The organism is Pseudomonas sp. LB3P93 (assembly GCF_054898025.1).
In genome coordinates this window covers 3,545,546-3,561,208 of the sequence record NZ_CM142713.1, presented here as the reverse complement: position 1 = coordinate 3,561,208, position 15,663 = coordinate 3,545,546, and the positions used below count along the sequence as shown (strand labels likewise).

At 59.1% G+C, this 15,663-nt stretch carries 17 protein-coding genes; 12 read left to right on the top strand and 5 right to left on the bottom strand.

Annotated elements, in window-relative coordinates; all coding sequences use genetic code 11:
- Positions 1 to 134: 134 nt before the first annotated feature.
- Positions 135 to 755, bottom strand: a complete 621-nt coding sequence (locus ACYZT8_RS15985; RefSeq protein WP_461974073.1) for a LysE family translocator — start codon at positions 753 to 755, stop codon at positions 135 to 137.
- Between the two features lie 349 nt (positions 756 to 1,104).
- Between ACYZT8_RS15985 and ACYZT8_RS15980 the strand changes: the two genes are divergently transcribed.
- The 3 genes from ACYZT8_RS15980 to ACYZT8_RS15970 all read left to right on the top strand — a co-directional run bounded on the left by ACYZT8_RS15980 (position 1,105) and on the right by ACYZT8_RS15970 (position 3,424).
- Positions 1,105 to 2,247 (top strand): polymorphic toxin type 44 domain-containing protein, encoded by a 1,143-nt coding sequence (locus ACYZT8_RS15980; RefSeq protein WP_461974071.1) that lies wholly within the window; start codon positions 1,105 to 1,107, stop codon positions 2,245 to 2,247.
- Entirely contained in the window at positions 2,228 to 2,629 is a 402-nt protein-coding gene (locus tag ACYZT8_RS15975; protein WP_461974069.1) for a hypothetical protein, read from the top strand. The genes ACYZT8_RS15980 and ACYZT8_RS15975 overlap by 20 nt, the downstream gene beginning before the upstream one ends.
- A gap of 432 nt (positions 2,630 to 3,061) precedes the next feature.
- On the top strand, positions 3,062 to 3,424 hold the full coding sequence (locus tag ACYZT8_RS15970) for a DUF6124 family protein (RefSeq protein WP_461974067.1): 363 nt from the start codon (positions 3,062 to 3,064) through the stop codon (positions 3,422 to 3,424).
- Positions 3,425 to 3,555: 131 nt separating this feature from the next.
- On the opposite strand, the gene ACYZT8_RS15965 is transcribed toward ACYZT8_RS15970, so the two are convergent.
- Positions 3,556 to 4,452: a DMT family transporter gene (locus ACYZT8_RS15965; protein ID WP_461974065.1), complete on the bottom strand. Its 897-nt coding sequence runs from the start codon at positions 4,450 to 4,452 to the stop codon at positions 3,556 to 3,558.
- A gap of 90 nt (positions 4,453 to 4,542) precedes the next feature.
- Between ACYZT8_RS15965 and ACYZT8_RS15960 the strand changes: the two genes are divergently transcribed.
- The 6 genes from ACYZT8_RS15960 (at position 4,543) to ACYZT8_RS15935 (ending at position 11,118) form a co-directional block, all read left to right on the top strand.
- Complete coding sequence (locus ACYZT8_RS15960; protein WP_461974063.1) at positions 4,543 to 5,874, top strand: aminotransferase-like domain-containing protein; 1,332 nt, start codon at positions 4,543 to 4,545, stop codon at positions 5,872 to 5,874.
- A gap of 205 nt (positions 5,875 to 6,079) precedes the next feature.
- Positions 6,080 to 7,150: a sterol desaturase family protein gene (locus ACYZT8_RS15955; protein ID WP_461974061.1), complete on the top strand. Its 1,071-nt coding sequence runs from the start codon at positions 6,080 to 6,082 to the stop codon at positions 7,148 to 7,150.
- A 124-nt stretch (positions 7,151 to 7,274) separates the two neighbouring features.
- Complete coding sequence (locus ACYZT8_RS15950; RefSeq protein ID WP_461974060.1) at positions 7,275 to 8,243, top strand: Bug family tripartite tricarboxylate transporter substrate binding protein; 969 nt, start codon at positions 7,275 to 7,277, stop codon at positions 8,241 to 8,243.
- The gene (locus ACYZT8_RS15945; RefSeq protein ID WP_461974058.1) at positions 8,240 to 8,734 is read left to right on the top strand and encodes a tripartite tricarboxylate transporter TctB family protein; all 495 of its coding nucleotides are present in this window, start codon (positions 8,240 to 8,242) and stop codon (positions 8,732 to 8,734) included. The genes ACYZT8_RS15950 and ACYZT8_RS15945 overlap by 4 nt, the downstream gene beginning before the upstream one ends.
- A gap of 24 nt (positions 8,735 to 8,758) precedes the next feature.
- Positions 8,759 to 10,267, top strand: coding sequence for a tripartite tricarboxylate transporter permease (locus tag ACYZT8_RS15940; RefSeq protein ID WP_461974056.1), 1,509 nt, complete (start codon positions 8,759 to 8,761; stop codon positions 10,265 to 10,267).
- Between the two features lie 263 nt (positions 10,268 to 10,530).
- On the top strand, positions 10,531 to 11,118 hold the full coding sequence (locus ACYZT8_RS15935) for a LysE family translocator (RefSeq protein WP_461974054.1): 588 nt from the start codon (positions 10,531 to 10,533) through the stop codon (positions 11,116 to 11,118).
- On the opposite strand, the gene ACYZT8_RS15930 is transcribed toward ACYZT8_RS15935, so the two are convergent.
- Positions 11,119 to 11,952 (bottom strand): AraC family transcriptional regulator, encoded by an 834-nt coding sequence (locus ACYZT8_RS15930; protein WP_461974052.1) that lies wholly within the window; start codon positions 11,950 to 11,952, stop codon positions 11,119 to 11,121.
- A 35-nt stretch (positions 11,953 to 11,987) separates the two neighbouring features.
- The gene (locus ACYZT8_RS15925; RefSeq protein WP_461974050.1) at positions 11,988 to 12,485 is read right to left on the bottom strand and encodes a VOC family protein; all 498 of its coding nucleotides are present in this window, start codon (positions 12,483 to 12,485) and stop codon (positions 11,988 to 11,990) included.
- Between the two features lie 264 nt (positions 12,486 to 12,749).
- Between ACYZT8_RS15925 and ACYZT8_RS15920 the strand changes: the two genes are divergently transcribed.
- Positions 12,750 to 12,998: a transmembrane sensor/regulator PpyR gene (locus tag ACYZT8_RS15920; RefSeq protein WP_461974048.1), complete on the top strand. Its 249-nt coding sequence runs from the start codon at positions 12,750 to 12,752 to the stop codon at positions 12,996 to 12,998.
- 10 nt (positions 12,999 to 13,008) lie between these two features.
- On the opposite strand, the gene ACYZT8_RS15915 is transcribed toward ACYZT8_RS15920, so the two are convergent.
- Entirely contained in the window at positions 13,009 to 13,926 is a 918-nt protein-coding gene (locus tag ACYZT8_RS15915; protein ID WP_461974046.1) for a LysR family transcriptional regulator, read from the bottom strand.
- A 112-nt stretch (positions 13,927 to 14,038) separates the two neighbouring features.
- Between ACYZT8_RS15915 and ACYZT8_RS15910 the strand changes: the two genes are divergently transcribed.
- Complete coding sequence (locus ACYZT8_RS15910; protein ID WP_461974044.1) at positions 14,039 to 14,884, top strand: oxidoreductase; 846 nt, start codon at positions 14,039 to 14,041, stop codon at positions 14,882 to 14,884.
- A gap of 319 nt (positions 14,885 to 15,203) precedes the next feature.
- A complete protein-coding gene (locus ACYZT8_RS15905) occupies positions 15,204 to 15,659 on the top strand; it encodes a (2Fe-2S)-binding protein (RefSeq protein WP_461974042.1) in 456 nt (151 codons plus the stop codon).
- Positions 15,660 to 15,663: the final 4 nt, after the last annotated feature.

Below are 15,663 nucleotides of genomic sequence, written 5' to 3'. Positions count from 1 at the left end.
ATCACAGGGGGCTTTTGTTGGCAGCAAGACCGGCCGGCTTCATCGCCGGTCAAATGCTCATGTAAGCAGTGATGTGACTGCGCCATTTCCGCACCGCAGTTTGAACCTGCGCATCATCCGCTCAACCCTGGAACTCAGGCACGGCGCGCCATCAACAGCACCGAGGCCGCCGCCGACAACAACCCTGCGCAGCAACGGTTGAATATCCGCTTGCCCCGAGGCTCGGCAAACCAGCGGCGCATGTGCAGGCCCATGTAGGCGTAGGCGCTGATGGCGATCCATTCCAGCATCAAGAACAACGCGCCGAGCAGCGCAAATTGCGGTGTCACCGCGCGGGTCGGGTCGACGAATTGGGGCAGGAAAGCGGTGAAGATCAGGATCGCCTTGGGGTTACCGGCCGCTACCAGAAACTCCTGCCGCGCCAACGCCAACACGCCGACCGACGCGCCCGTCACCGCTTTTTCCGTCCCCGGATCCGCCCGCCACAATTGCCACGCGAGGTAAAACAGATACGCCGCGCCGACAATTTTGATGCCGTAGAACAGCAATTCGGACGTTTGCAGCACCGCCGCCAACCCGGCCGACGCCAAGGCAATCATCCCGGCAAACGCCAACAACCGACCGATCCCTGCCACGCAGGAGATGCGGTAGCCGTAGCGCGTCGAGTTGCTGACCGACAGCAGATTATTCGGGCCCGGCGCCATGTTCAGCGCGAAGCAGGCGGGGAGAAACAGCGTGAGCGTGGCGAGGTCCATGACAGGTCTCCGGAAGCGAGAACGGTATTTTTATCATGGATGGGAGAGGGTTTGACCCATACAGCCATGAACGCAAGTCGCCGTACACGTGCCTTGATACGTCAAAAAAACAATCTGTAACTTTGATTTGTTCACGTACGTTTGTGCATTTAGCGGAGAGAATTAAATCCATCGAGTTTTACATTCAACGCACCGTGCTAGAGCGGTTATCATCCCTCGGCAATGACATGGAGCTGGGTAAGTGAGATGTGACTGTTGGGTCTTTCCCTGCAGTCGGCGTCAGCACCTCCCGGCAATGTGATTCTGCCCCGCCTTAAGCCGGGATTTTAAGATGTATCAAGGATGACGAATGATTTCTTCTGCACGACTGGGCGATAAGCACGTCTGCCCATTGCCGGGACACGGCACTACGCCCATTGCCACTGCCAGCGCTGACACGAACATTAACTTCATGGGCTCGGCCCGTGTGGGGGATACCTGTGGTTGTGGCGCCGTCATCACTACAGGATTTCCCTCCATTCAAGTGAACGGACGCCCAATGGCTCATTTGGGTAGCCCGACTAGCCATGGTGGGACCATCATCAGCGGGTCAGGCGATGTCGGCGGTGGCTTTGTGATGGGGGACGCTGGTGGTGCAACAATCATCAACTTTATGACGCTCGGAGCATTCCGGCCAGATGGTTCCGTGGATGATGAGCGCATGGCGACCCTGTTGGCTGATCCGAAGTTGACAGAGAAAGCAACTGCTGCGAATGCCTTGGTAAAACCAGCGGCTAAAGCAGCCCCCGCTTCCGAACCTAAGCAAGCAGAGAAGGTAGCAAAGCCTGCCGTTTGCAAAGACCCTGATTTAATGGATGAGGTATCGAGCTACATCGCTGGCGAAATGAACCGCAACATCACTCACCCGTCAGTGATGAAAATGAAGAAGCTCAACAGCTTTAACGCCGCGAATGAATATAAAAAACTTCAGCAAGAGCCTTGGTATGCCCGTCTATCTCCGCCCAACTTCGAAGCCATGGAACTGGGAAACAAGGGCGCTGCGATGGCCCTATGGGCAGAACGAGTGGGGCAGAACAGACCGTGGGATCACAAAGTGACGATAGGGGAACAGTTCGGCGGGGCGTGGCAGAAACAGGGCAAGGTCGATTATTTCTACGACATCTGGTCGAACGTGCACTACGGATATGTCGGCATGGCTGGGGGACTTTCTGAAGGCGTTCTCCTGGACGGCGCCGGTCTCGAACAGATCGCCTCGGATTCTTTACGAAAAATTCAAAAGTGGGGCAAAAGACAGGGGCCACACCGGTCAGCAGACATCGAAGGGATGCGGGCGTGGGATGATATTGGCGACAGGGTGTCGATCAGTATTGGCGTCAAACTTTACAAGCAGCACCCACACGGCGGGATAACAGCGAAGATGTTGATGAACGAAGTGTTAGCACTGCCGCGCTCAAGCTGGGGGGAGGGTATCCGTGACCACGTCTGTAAGTGAACCTCGGCCCCAGCATATCTGGCGTTGGATTGCCTTGCTTTTACTGGTGCCTATCATCTTTTGGTATTTCGCAACGCCTCAGGTGAACTTCTATTTTTCCGAGAAAGGCGAAGGCCGTCTGGGTTACATCCTGAATGTTCAGCACGAGATCTCTAAGGGTGAAATTTATCCCGGTGAGGTGACTGGTGGGCCAAGTCACATCTTTCCCGATAGGAAGTTTTTCATGGAGTTTGATTGGAGCAACGGAGGAAAATCGCATTGCGTTCGCGTCAAACCAGTATGGCCTAATACTGATATTTACATTGGGCCAGAGGGAGAGATTGATAGTCGCACTGACAGTCGCCGAATTGAGCCTTGTGGGCCATTTCCGGCTGGCGATTAAGCTATGGGCTGATTTTTGTCATCCTAGGGGAGCCGCATGAACGCAGAGCTGTTGTTCGTCGTGAGTGCGCGCCCGCCCATACAACATGATTTGAGGGGCGTGTTTAATCGCCATCAAGTTTACTTCCTGAAAGCTACAAATCCTTGCGCCGTTGCCTACGGCTGCGCCAGAATCCGCCGGCTTGTACGCCTTGGGCCTGGGCTCTATCGTTTCCGGGTCGCTGCCAATTCAGCGTCCGGATTTGACCGTCTGACTCAATCAAGGCGCACCAGTGCCCAAGAAAAGCTTCCGGCTTTTTTGCGGTGGCTGTGCGTGGGACATCTTCGGGTGTGCCGGATTCCTTGATTTCCGGTCGGTCAACCCGCGTACAGCTGCCACCTCTATTCGTTTGACCGCGAACGGTGGCGGCTCCACTAATCAAGGAGCATCACCATGTTCAAAGCCACACCCAATCCCCCGGAAACCGACGACGTTTCCCCCTACGAAACCGCCGATTCCAAAAAAATCAACGAAGCCGCCGAGCGGGCGCTCGACTTCCACTTCCCGTCGAATGCCGACATCAAGTCCACACCGCGCACACGCAGCACCCTGTTTTCCGTGGACCCCGAGGCTACGGCCGAAACCCTGGCGGTTTATCTGGTTGAGACACTGGCCTCGGTAGATGTGATGGTGCACCAGTTGGTGGATCATCTGGAGGGTGAATCGCGTTATGCGCTGCTAGGCATTTCCAACAGCATCATGGTGGCGGAGATCACCGCGAACCGAGTGTTGGATAAAATTGATTTACCCAAATAGGTGCGGTCTGGCGTGGTTAGCGGGTAGTGACTCGCAGCGTTACAAGCGCAAAGAAAACCCCCAGTGGTCTACCGATCACTGGGGGTTTTTGTTGGCCTCTAGACCGACTGGCCTCGCCGAGGACCGACACGTTATCTCGCAAACCTCCTCGCACCCACCACACACAGAATCACCGCAACAGTAACCCCAAGCATGCCAATGCTGACCTGCTCATGAAGCAACGTCGCCGCCAGCGCCAATCCAAAAAATGGCTGAAGCAACTGAAGCTGCCCGACGGCTGCAATCCCCCCCTGAGCCAACCCGCGATACCAGAATACAAAGCCGATCAGCATGCTGAAGAGCGACACGTACGCCAGGCTCAACCAGGCCGGCGCACTGATCCCCGAGAACGAAGAGGGCGCCAGCCACCAGGTCAGCGGGGCGACAATCGGCAGCGACAATACCAGTGCCCAGGAAATCACCTGCCAGCCACCCAGGGTTTTGGACAGCTTCGCCCCTTCGGCATAACCGAGACCGCAGGCGAGGATGGCCAGCAGCATCAGGATGTCGCCTGTCGGCGAGGCGGTCAGCCCCTGGGAAACGGCGAAGCCGACGACCAGCAGGCTGCCCAGGACCGAGAAGAACCAGAACGCCGGCCGCGGACGCTCGCCACCGCGCAGCACACCGAACGCGGCGGTCGCGAGCGGCAACATGCCGACGAAGACAATGGAATGCGCAGACGTCACGTACTGAAGTGCCAGCGCGGTCAGTAGCGGAAACCCGATCACAACGCCCAACGCGACGATGACCAGGGGCAGGATCTGATTTCTCGCAGGACGCTTTTCCTTGAACAGCCACAGAATGCACAGCGCCAGAACGCCGGCGATGGTGGCGCGGGCCACGGTCAGAAAGACCGGGTCGAATTCCAGGACGGCCACCCGTGTCGCGGGCAGCGAACCACTGAAAATCACTACGCCGATCAGCCCATTGATCAGCCCGCTGGTGTTCTTTTCCAACGTCTGGTTGTGCAGCTTCGATATCCGTTCCATTTAGCGTCCACTCATGTGTCGGGTTGCATTCAGCGCATCGTATGACCGACTATCGATACAATCAAAAAATTGTCATGGATACATTTCCCTATGCCTCGCTCCCGGTACAAGTCGCTGGTGGACGCCTTTGCAGCCGATATCCGTTCCGGGCGTTTGGCGCCAGGTACGCGCTTGCCGACCCACCGATTGCTTGCCGCTACCCACGGATTGGCCCTGGTTACTGCAAGCAGGGTCTATGGGGAGCTGGAGGCCATGGGCCTGGTCAGTGGCGAAACGGGGCGCGGCACTTTCGTGCGCGAGACTTCGTTGCCGCCCAGCCTGGGCATTCACCAGCCCAGCGTTGTGGCGGGGATGATCGACCTCAACTTCAACTATCCCTCCGTGCCGGGGCAGGCCGATCTGCTGCGTACGGCCTTGCGTCAGCTCGCGTTGTCCGGTGACCTGGAATCCCATCTGCGCTACCAGCCACATGCGGGGCGTCCGCATGAGCGGGCATCAGTCGCGCGTCATCTGGAGAGGCGCGGGCTGACGGTCCAGGCCGAGCAGGTGTTGCTCGTCAGTGGCGCTCAGCACGGATTGACGGTGGCCCTGATGGCGCTGTTGCAACCCGGTGACGTGATCGCGGCAGATGCCTTGACCTACCCGGGGTTCAAGGTGCTGGCTGAAACGCTGCATCTTGAAGTCGTGCCCATTCCTGGCACTGACACCGGGCCTGATCTTGATGCACTCGAAAAGCTCTGCCGGAGCCGGTCGGTGCGTGCCCTTTACACCATGCCGACCCTGCACAATCCGCTGGGGTGGGTGATGGCAGGGGATCAACGCGAGCGTCTCGTGGCGATTGCGCGCAAGCACGACCTGCACATCATCGAGGACGCTGCGTACGCTTTTCTGGCGGAAGATTTACTGCCGCCGATAGCGCAAATGGCACCCGAAAGAACGGTGTACGTTTCAGGATTTTCCAAAAGCGTCGCCACCGGGTTACGTGTCGGATTCGTCGCAGCACCCTTGCAAACAGTGGCCGCACTGGAGCGCACGATCAGGGCGACTACCTGGAATACGCCCGGGGTGATGACGGCAATTGCCTGCGCCTGGATCGATGATGGAACTGTCAGCCTGCTGGAAGCACAAAAGCGCGCGGACGCACAGGCCAGGCAGGCCCTGGCCGACAAGCACCTGGCCGGCCTGCATTTCGTGCGCCACCCATCTTCCTACTTCATCTGGCTGCCCTTGTCGGAAGACGCGAGGGCCGACCAGATCGCCATGGCGTTGATGCGCGAGCAGGTGGCGGTATCCACCGCCGAACCGTTTGCGACCTCGGTCCATGTGCCGCACGCGATCCGCTTGGCCCTGGGGTCGGTGGACATGGACGCACTCGCCGTGGCGCTGGAAAAGGTGAAGCGGGTGGTGGGGGCTTATACGTAGCGAAGCCATACCTGGCCAAAGAAGGATGACTGGCAAGTACACCGCGTCATCGTTCTTCGCGAGCAAGCCCGCTCCCACATGTGAAATGCGTTCCCCTGTGGGAGTGGCGGTGCTGTGATCCGACTTGCTCGCGAAGGGGTCGGGGCATTCACCGCTCTGGCGATCTGATTTACACTTTCTGCTCGTTGACGGAGGCTGGCCGCTCGTGGATGTTCTTGCGCTTTTCTATGACTACTTGTCTCTTTGGGTGATTACACCGGTCACCGACCAGTTTCTTGGCATCTTCGATTTGAACGGCCGTCTTGGCCTGGTGTTTCTGTTGTCCTCCTACAGCGTTGCCTACGGCCTGTTCCGTTTCAGGAAATCCCGCGGGTTGACCGACGCGCGTTCTTTCGGGCAATTCATCGGCGGCACCCGGGTACATTTGCATCGCTCGGCGTTGCTGGATTACCGCTATTACTTCGTTCGCGCCATCCTGAAAGTCGCGCTGGTAGTGCCCATCGTCGGTCTCGTCGATCCGTACATTTTGCGCTCCGGGGACTACGTCCTTTTCATGACCAACCTTTGGGGCGCACGGGCACAAGTGGGGGACCACCTCTTACTTTCGCTGCTGTTTGGATTGGGGGTGTTTCTGGTCAAGGATTTTGCCAACTATTGGGTCCACCGGGCCTTTCATTCCCGATGGCTGTGGGAATTCCACAAGGTCCATCATTCGGCACCCGTTCTGGTCCCCGCCACTGCAAGCCGGGCTCACTTCGTGGAAAAAATTGTTGAAAAGCTGACGAATACCGTCTGCATCGCTGCCTTTGCCGGCGTCTTCTGGTACGCCTGCGGTGGCGAGATCAGCCGTTACACGTTGTTTGGCGTGACCTGGCTGGTACTGATCTTCAACGGTTTTGCCGCAAACCTGCGTCACACCCATGTCTGGCTGTCGTTCGGGCCCGTGTTCGAGCATGTGTTGAACAGTCCGGCCCAGCACCAGATTCACCACAGTGACGCGGCCCGACACTTCAACAAGAACTTCGGAGTCAACCTGTCACTCTGGGACTGGATGTTCGGAACGCTCTACGTCACCACCTCGAAGCCGGAAGCCATCCGCTTCGGCACCGGTGAGCAGGACCACCAGCGTTACCTGACGATCTACAGCCTGATCGTCACGCCGTTTGTGGACCTCACCCGCAAGATCCATCTGCAAACTCGCCCACAGACGGTTCTTCCCGCAGCTTCACATCCGCCCGAGTTGCCCGCCGAAGGATCTGGTAAAGCATTCACCTGAGCGAAGGGCGTCACCAAACACAACCATGACCTACGCTTGTTCACAGACGCATGTTCAGTGAGCAGGGTTTGCTCCTGAGCGAGATTCAATCGGCACCCACAAAAATAATATCGGGAGACTCCATATGCTCGCCTTGTTCCGTCGATTCAGCCACCCCATTGCAGTTGCCATTACCGCTGCCGCGCTCACTACGCCGGCCTTTGCGCTGGACACGGTCAAGTTCATGGCCCCCGGCTCGGTCGGTGGCGGCTATGACCAGACTGCACGGGATCTGGGCAAAGCCCTGGTCGAGGCCAAAGCGGCAAAATCCGTCACCTTCGAGAACAAGGGCGGGGCAGGCGGCACGTTGGGGCTGGCGCAATTCGCCAACAGCACAAAGGGCGATCCGAATGCGCTGCTGGTGGTCGGCGCGATCATGGTCGCGGGTATCGAACAGAACAAACCGCAAATTACCTTGAAGGACGTGACGCCGATTGCCCGGCTGTTTACTGAATACAACGTGATTGCCGTGCGCAAGGAGTCCGAGTTCAAAACCCTCGACGACTTGCTCAAAGCCTTCAAGGACAAACCCTCCAGCATCACTTGGGGCGGGGGCTCCAAGGGCTCGATTGATCACATTGGTATCGCCGATCTGGCCAGCAAAATGGATATCCCCGTCAACAAGGTGAACTACGTGGCGTTCGCGGGTGGGGGCGAAGTAGTGGCTCAGGTACTGGGTGGCCAGATCAAAGTGATCACGGGTGGTTATGCCGAACTGGGCCAATACATCAGGAATGGCCAGTTCCGTGTGCTCGCCATCGGTGCGCCCGAGCGTATTGCCGGTATCGATGCGCCGACGCTGAAAGAGAGTGGCTACGACGTGATCATCGGCAATTGGCGGGGTGTTTACGGTGCGGCGGGCCTTACACCCGAGCAGCGCAAGGAAGTGACGGACGCCGTCTTGGCCGCTGCCGCAAGCAACGGCTGGAAAGCCAATGTCGAGACCAATAAATGGGCACCCAACGTCTTGACCGGTGAGGAGTTCGGCACATTCGTCGATGCAGAGCACGTGCGGCTGCATGGAATGCTGGTCGAGGTCGGGCTGATTAAATGAACCCGTCTCGCGCAGTAGTGCCGGTACAACTGGCGATCGGCCTCGGTGTGGTCGCCATCAGTGCTGTGTTGGCGTTCGGTGCCTACCGCTTTCCCGAGGAGATGGGGTTCGTCATCCTCGGCGCTCATGTCTATCCCTACGCGCTAGCGGTGTTCCTGGGCGTTGTCGGCCTGTTGCTGTGCTATCAGGCCGTCACCGGTGGTTTCCGCGAGTTGGCGGACCACGATGATGAGTCTGCCAAACCGCTGCCCGGCGGCAAGCTCGGGGCCGCCTGGGTCACCGCGGGTCTCGTGGCCGTGTCTGTGCTGATTAACCTCATCGGCTTCGTCCTGTCGGCGGGGTTGCTGTTTGCCTGTTCGGCCCGGGGGTTTGGCAGTCGTCGTCCGGTACGGGACCTGGCCATCGGCATTGCCCTGACGCTGCCGATTTACTGGCTGTTCAACGCCGGGCTCGGGGTTTCCCTTCCGCCCCTCATCAACGCCTGGCTCTGACCCCGGCCCAAGGAGATAAACTCGGTGGATATTCTCTCAAGCCTGGCCGTCGGTTTTGCCGCCGCGCTGACACCGATCAATTTGATGTGGGGATTTATCGGCTGCTTGCTCGGCACGGCCATTGGTGTCTTGCCGGGGATCGGACCAGCGCTGACGGTTGCGCTGCTGTTGCCGATCACCGCCAAGGTCGATCCCACCGGCGCGCTGATCATGTTCGCCGGCATCTACTACGGCGCGCAATTTGGCGGCTCGACCACCTCCATCCTGCTCAATACGCCCGGCGAATCATCGTCCATGGTCACGGCCCTGGAAGGCAACCTCATGGCCCGTAACGGACGGGCAGGGCCGGCCCTGGCGACGGCGGCAATCGGTTCGTTCGTCGCCGGCACCATCGCGACGGTTCTGCTCACACTGTTTGCCCCGATCGTTGCCACGCTGGCGCTCAATTTTGGCCCTGCGGAGTATTTTGCGATTCTGGTGCTGTCCTTCACGACCGTGTCGGCAGTGCTCGGCGCCTCGATGCTGCGGGGTTTCGCCTCGCTCGGGATCGGCCTGACCATCGGCTTGATCGGCCTGGACTCGACCTCGGGCATTGCCCGTTACACCTTGGGTGTGCCGGAGTTGGTGGATGGCATCGAAGTGGTGCTGGTGGCGGTCGGCTTGTTTGCCGTGGGCGAGGCGTTGTACAGCCTGCTTTATCAAAAAGAAGAAGCGTCCAGTCGGCATCGGCTGACGTCGTTGTGGATGACGCGCTCTGACTGGAAACGCTCGATTCCCGCCTGGTTGCGGGGCACGCTGATCGGTTTTCCTTTCGGCTCGATTCCGGCGGGTGGCGCTGAAATTCCGACGTTTTTGTCTTATTCCGCCGAACGCAAATTGAGCAAGTTTCCGAAGGAGTTCGCGGGCAGCAAGGGTGAGGGCGCCATTGAAGGGGTGGCCGGCCCCGAGGCGGCCAACAATGCTAGCGCCACCGGTTCTCTGGTGCCGCTGCTGACGCTCGGTATCCCGACGTCCGCCACGGCGGCGATCCTGTTGGCGGCGTTCCAGAACTACAACCTGCAACCGGGGCCGTTGCTGTTCCAGACATCGGGCGATCTGGTCTGGACCCTTGTCGCTTCGTTGTACATTGGCAACGTCATCCTGCTGGTGTTGAACCTGCCGCTGGTGGGGTTGTGGGTCAAGCTATTGCAGATACCCCGACCGTACCTCAATGCCGGCATTCTGGTGTTTGCCACCATCGGCGTGTACGGCATGCGCCATTCTTCGTTCGACCTGTTGCTGATGCTGGGCATCGGTTGGGGCGGGGTGCTGATGCGGCGTTTCGATTTCCCCGTCGCGCCGGTGATCGTGGGCATGCTGCTGGGGCCGATGGCTGAAAAGCAGTTGCGCAACGCGTTGTCCATCAGCGAGGGAGACTGGATGATATTTCTGACGCAACCCATCGCCGCGACGTTTCTCGCACTGACGCTGCTGGTGTTGATCGTGCCTCATCTGCTGCATGCGCGAGGCATCAAGTTGCATGAGGATGATTGATCATTCAAAGCACACCACGAACCGTGTAGCAGCTGGCGAAGCCTGCGTTCGGCGACGAAGTCGTCGTAAACCCTGCAAATGCAGTTTTCCTGAGGCACTGCGGGGGCTGATTTCACGACGTCTGCGTCGCCGGACGCAGCCTCGCGCAGCTCGGCAGCTGCTACATAGACTGTGTCGCAGCGTTTGGGCAGTTTTCTTCAATACGCAGGGCAGGGCGCTCAGTACCTTGAGCGCTGATTTCCCTGAATTGAAGAAGGTGTGCGATGAGTCTGATTATTTCCATGGCGACATTTGCCCTGGTGGCGTCGATAACGCCGGGCCCGGTGAACATTGTTGCGTTGAGTTCGGGGGCGCAATTCGGTTTTCGCGCCAGTCAGCGGCATGTCGCCGGGGCCACGCTGGGGTTCGTTTTATTGCTGGTGTTGATGGGCCTGGGCTTGCATGAGGTGTTGCGGCTGTGGCCGGCGCTGACGCGAGTGGTGCAACTGGCAGGCGTGGCGTTTTTGCTGTTCATGGCCTGGAAACTGGCGGCGGACGATGGTCGCATCGATGCAAAAGAGTCACGCCGGGCACCGTCGATGTTGTACGGCGCGGTGATGCAATGGCTCAACCCGAAAGCCTGGCTGGCGAGTGTGGCGGGGATGGGCGCCTTCGTCGCGGACGGCGAGGCGCGGTTGGTCTGGCAGTTTGCGGCGGTGTACCTGGTGATCTGCTACGTATCCGTAGGTTGCTGGGCTTACGCTGGCACCTTTTTGCGAGGTTACTTGAGCAATCCTGCGGGCATGCGTCTGTTCAACCGGATCATGGCGTTGCTGTTGACGGTGTGTGCGGCGTACCTGTTGTTACCCTGATCAGCCTCGATATTGCCCCGGTGTGGCCGCCAGATGCTGTTTGAATACCCGCTGAAAATGCGCCTGATCGGCAAATCCCGCTTCCAGCGCTACATCGGCAATCAACTTGCCGTTGCGCAATTGATCACGGGCGAACTGGATGCGCCGGTTGACCAGGAAGGCGTGGGGCGTCATGCCGTAATGGTGTTTGAAGGCGCGAATCAGGTAGGACGGCGACAGTTGAGCCGCCTCGCAGATGTCCTCAAGCTTGAGCTGGCGTGTGCAGTTGTCGCGGATGTAGTCGGCGGCCCGTTCCAGCTTGAAATTGGGCTCACGCAGCGGTTGATCGATCGGGTTGAGCCGCTGTTGCACATCGGTAAAAAACTCCACCGCCGCACTGTGTTTGCACAACACGTCCTGCAGCGGATCAACCAGTATTTCGTACAAGCCATTGAGGCCGGCGAACAGGCTGCCATCGCGGATGTGGGTGATGGAAAACCGCCGAAACGCCAAATCCTGACTGAAGCCTAGCTGATGTTGCAAGTCGGTCAGCCAGGGCGTCTCGACGTACAGCATCAGGTACGACCACGGCTGGTCGTCGATCGGATTGCAGGCGTGGACATCATCAGGGTTCATCAACACCACGGTGCCGGCGCTGACCTGGAACTGCGCTTGCTCATGAAGGTAAGTACTGCGCCCGGCAGTGATCGCACCGATGGAAAAGTGCTCGTGGGCATGCCGGGTGTAGCAGACCTCGCGGCCGTCGGCGATGGATCGGGCTTCGATGAAGGGCAGGGCATCGTCGCGCCAGAAGCGCGGTGCTTTGTCAGCGTCTTTGGCAACGGTGTGCTTCATCGTCAGTGTCCTCGGCAGGCCAGCAACGGAGTGTATTAGCTCTCGCCATTAAAGGCTCGCTGCAGTTCGGCAATGTCGAGCTTTTTCATCTGCATCATGGCTTGCATGGCGCGTTGCGATTTCTTGGTGTCGGGGTCTTTGAGCATGTCCATCATGGCGACCGGCACGATCTGCCAGGACAGGCCGAATTTGTCCTTGACCCAACCGCACTGCTCGTTCTCTGGATGGGCGGAAAGGGCGCCCCAGAAATGGTCGACTTCCTCCTGGCTCTGGCAATTGACCTGAAATGAAACCGCTTCGCTGAATGTGAAAACCGGGCCGCCATTGAGTCCTGTCATCGGCTGTCCGTCGAGTTCGAAACTGACCGTCAGCACCGAGCCTTCAGGCATGCCATGAACCTCCTGACCGGCCTTGCCGTAGTGAGTGAGGGCGGTGATTTTTGAATGATCGAAGATCGAACAGTAAAACTTCGCCGCTTCTTCGGCCTGATTATCAAACCAGAGGCAGGGAGTCAGTTTTTGTACGCGCTGCATGGTGATGCTCCTCTACGGGTTACTCATGCTGGATTATCAGCGTAGCCAGCTTGTTGTCGATTGGCTGGACCGTAGATCGACAATTGCCCGCAGGTAATTCTGAAATGGAGTCGAAATGACAATTATTTGAGTCATATCGACTATTTTTGTAATTGGTCGAAATGACACCATTTACTTCAGGTAGCTGATTTATATGGATTAGAAAGCTGGCACGGGACTTGATAAGTAAAACGTACAACTGAACTGCTTCAGGAGTACGGAAAAATGTTCGATTTCTTCAGCAATCCTCAGAACGTTCTGCACCTGTCGAGTCGCGTGCTTGGCGCTGGCCTGGCGCTGCTCTTGGTGGGTAGCTACGGCGCCTATCTCTACGACGGTCATTTGCCGATTGTCGCCCTGGTGACGATGCATGCCATGACCATTATCGGGCCGACCTTGATCAAGATCGGCTACGTCATGCGCCTGTTGGCCCAGCATCGCTTGGGTAAAAGTCTGGTAAGAGCGGTGGCCTGATGCGCAGACTCTAACGCCCCAGTCCACCGCGATCAGCGATCCACTGCGTGGCCATATCGATGAACGCGCGCAGTTTCGGTTGAGTCTGGGTGCGGCTGGGGAAGTACAGGTACAACGCCGAACTCAGCGGCACAAACGGCTGCAGCACTCGCTCCAGTTGACCGTTCGCCAGCTCGTCAATGATCTCCAGATCGCAGGCGTAAGCCAGTCCGAGTCCGTTTCGGGCTGCGGAGATCAGTAGCTTGCGATCATTGACCATCACGCCACTCTCGACGCCCACCGTGAAGTCTCGCCCGTCGCGGCGAAACTCCCAGCGATGCGCACTGCCGGAGTTGGCGAAGCGAAAGCCGATGCACTCATGCCTTGTCAGCTCTTCCGGGCTGAGCGGTTTGCCGACCTTGGCGAAGTAAGCCGGCGAACCCACCACTGACCATTGCAGGTCCGGTGTCAGGCGCACAGCGATCATGTCTTTCTCGATGGACTCTCCCAGCCGGATCCCGGCATCGAAACCGTTCTCCATCAGGTCGACCGTGGCGTCGTCCAGGGAGATGTCGAGGCTGACCTGCGGATATGCCTGGCGGAACAGCGGCATCAGCGGCTCGATCAACAAGGCGCCGGACAGGCGCGGCGCGGTGATGCGCAGCGTGCCCATCGGTTGATCGCGATAACCGCTGAGCACCGCCAAGGCTTCATCTATCTCACTGGCCGCCGGGCGCAAACGGGCGAACAGGCTGGCACCGGCCTCGGTCAGCGCCACGCGGCGTGTGGTGCGCTGGAACAGCAACACGCCGGTGCGCCGCTCCAGCAACTTGATCGCGTGGCTGACCGCCGTGGGCGTCACCGCCAGCCGGGTGGCGGCGAGGGTGAAGCTTTTATGCTCGGCCACCGCCAGAAACTCGGTCAAGCCGTCGAATGGGTCGTGGTTCATATCGGCGCCATTATGAAAGACAGTTTCATAGTGCTTGTAACACGAGGGCATTTTTCCGACCAATCATCCTGCGTACCTTGTGCTCACCCCAACCCAAACAAGGAACTCGATCATGACCACTTCCCACAATTTCAAACGTGTCTGGCTCATCACTGGCGCTTCCCGTGGTATCGGCGCAAAGATTGCCGCCGCGGCACTGGCCAATGGCGACGCAGTGGTGGCTACCGCTCGTGATGCCAGCAGCGTCACCCAGCGTTTTGGCACTCAATCCGCGTTGCTCGCCGTGTCCCTTGACGTCACCAATGAAACGCAAGGCGTTGCGGTCGCCAAGGCGGCCATCGACCACTTCGGGCGCATCGACGTGCTGGTCAACAACGCCGGCTTCGGTTTGTTGGGCGCGGTGGAAGAAGCCAGCGCCGATGAGGTGCGGCGCGTGTACGAAACCAACGTCTTCGGCTTGCTGAACGTCACTCGTGCCGTCCTGCCATACATGCGCGCCGCTCGCAGCGGGCATGTGATCAACCTGTCATCGGTGGGCGGTTACGCGTCGGGACCGGGCTTCGGCGTCTATTGCTCGACCAAATTTGCCGTCGAAGGCCTGAGCGAGGCGCTGCATGCCGAGTTGGCCCCGGTGGGTATCAAAGTCACTGTTGTCGAGCCAGGCTACTTCCGCACCGAATTCCTCGAAGGCAATTCCCTGGTCGAATCCCCGTCCACGATTGCCGATTACGACAGCACCGCGGGTGAAGTGCGCAAAATTGCCAAGGCCGTGACCCTGAATCAGCCGGGCGACCCGGAAAAGCTCGCCCAGACCATGATCACCCTGGTAGAAGCAAAAAAAGCACCGCTGCGCTTGCCGCTGGGCAGTGACTGCGTCGCGGCGATCGAAGCCAAGAACGCCTTCGTTGCCGATGAGTTGCAGACATGGCGTGAAGTGTCGGTCTCCACCGATTTCTAAGCCCCAATACGGTCCGTAGCAGCTGTCGAGCCTGCGAGGCTGCGTCCGGCGACGCAGTCGTCGTGAAATCAGCCCCCGCGGTGCGTCAGGAAAATCGCGCCCGCAGGGTTTACGACGACTCCGTCGCCGGACGCAGCCTCGCAGGCTCGACAGCTGCTACAAAGCAATCCAGTTCACCTCCCTTGTGTGACCGGTGGTCGATGAACCGGTCTCCCCCGGCAATTTGCGCTTAGCTGAAGGGATAACCCGAGGCGCGCGTAGGCATTCCGTTGTCACAGCGACGCCCCTTCAGAACACCTTGAGTCTGAGGATATTCGCAATGCTGACCCTGAACATCAATGGCAAGGATCAGGAGCTGGATGTCCCCGCGGACATGCCGCTGCTCTGGGTCCTGCGCGATGTCGCGCACCTGACGGGCACCAAGTTCGGTTGCGGCATGGCCCAGTGCGGGGCCTGCACCGTGCACGTCGACGGCGCGCCGCTGCGTTCCTGCATCACGCCCGCCACCGCAGTGGCCCACGGGCAAAAAATCCTCACCATCGAAGGCCTGTCCACCGACGGCTCGCACCCGGTGCAGCAAGCCTGGGCCGAACTCGACGTGGTGCAGTGCGGTTACTGCCAGTCCGGGCAGATCATGTCCGCCGCCGCGTTGCTGGCGAAGATCCCCAAGCCCACCGACAACGACATCGATCAGGCGCTCTCCGGCAATATCTGCCGCTGCGGCACCTACCCAAGGATCCGTGCCGCGGTCAAACGCGCCGCCGAGATCGGTTGATGCC

Coding starts and splice junctions, on each gene's coding strand:
- ACYZT8_RS15935 (WP_461974054.1), top strand. CDS start 10,531: ATGAGTCTGATTATTTCCATGGCGACATTTGCCCTGGTGGCGTCGATA.
- ACYZT8_RS15920 (WP_461974048.1), top strand. CDS start 12,750: ATGTTCGATTTCTTCAGCAATCCTCAGAACGTTCTGCACCTGTCGAGT.
- ACYZT8_RS15965 (WP_461974065.1), bottom strand. CDS start 4,452: ATGGAACGGATATCGAAGCTGCACAACCAGACGTTGGAAAAGAACACC.
- ACYZT8_RS15970 (WP_461974067.1), top strand. CDS start 3,062: ATGTTCAAAGCCACACCCAATCCCCCGGAAACCGACGACGTTTCCCCC.
- ACYZT8_RS15925 (WP_461974050.1), bottom strand. CDS start 12,485: ATGCAGCGCGTACAAAAACTGACTCCCTGCCTCTGGTTTGATAATCAG.
- ACYZT8_RS15980 (WP_461974071.1), top strand. CDS start 1,105: ATGATTTCTTCTGCACGACTGGGCGATAAGCACGTCTGCCCATTGCCG.
- ACYZT8_RS15915 (WP_461974046.1), bottom strand. CDS start 13,926: ATGAACCACGACCCATTCGACGGCTTGACCGAGTTTCTGGCGGTGGCC.
- ACYZT8_RS15910 (WP_461974044.1), top strand. CDS start 14,039: ATGACCACTTCCCACAATTTCAAACGTGTCTGGCTCATCACTGGCGCT.
- ACYZT8_RS15985 (WP_461974073.1), bottom strand. CDS start 755: ATGGACCTCGCCACGCTCACGCTGTTTCTCCCCGCCTGCTTCGCGCTG.
- ACYZT8_RS15945 (WP_461974058.1), top strand. CDS start 8,240: ATGAACCCGTCTCGCGCAGTAGTGCCGGTACAACTGGCGATCGGCCTC.
- ACYZT8_RS15950 (WP_461974060.1), top strand. CDS start 7,275: ATGCTCGCCTTGTTCCGTCGATTCAGCCACCCCATTGCAGTTGCCATT.
- ACYZT8_RS15930 (WP_461974052.1), bottom strand. CDS start 11,952: ATGAAGCACACCGTTGCCAAAGACGCTGACAAAGCACCGCGCTTCTGG.
- ACYZT8_RS15960 (WP_461974063.1), top strand. CDS start 4,543: ATGCCTCGCTCCCGGTACAAGTCGCTGGTGGACGCCTTTGCAGCCGAT.
- ACYZT8_RS15905 (WP_461974042.1), top strand. CDS start 15,204: ATGCTGACCCTGAACATCAATGGCAAGGATCAGGAGCTGGATGTCCCC.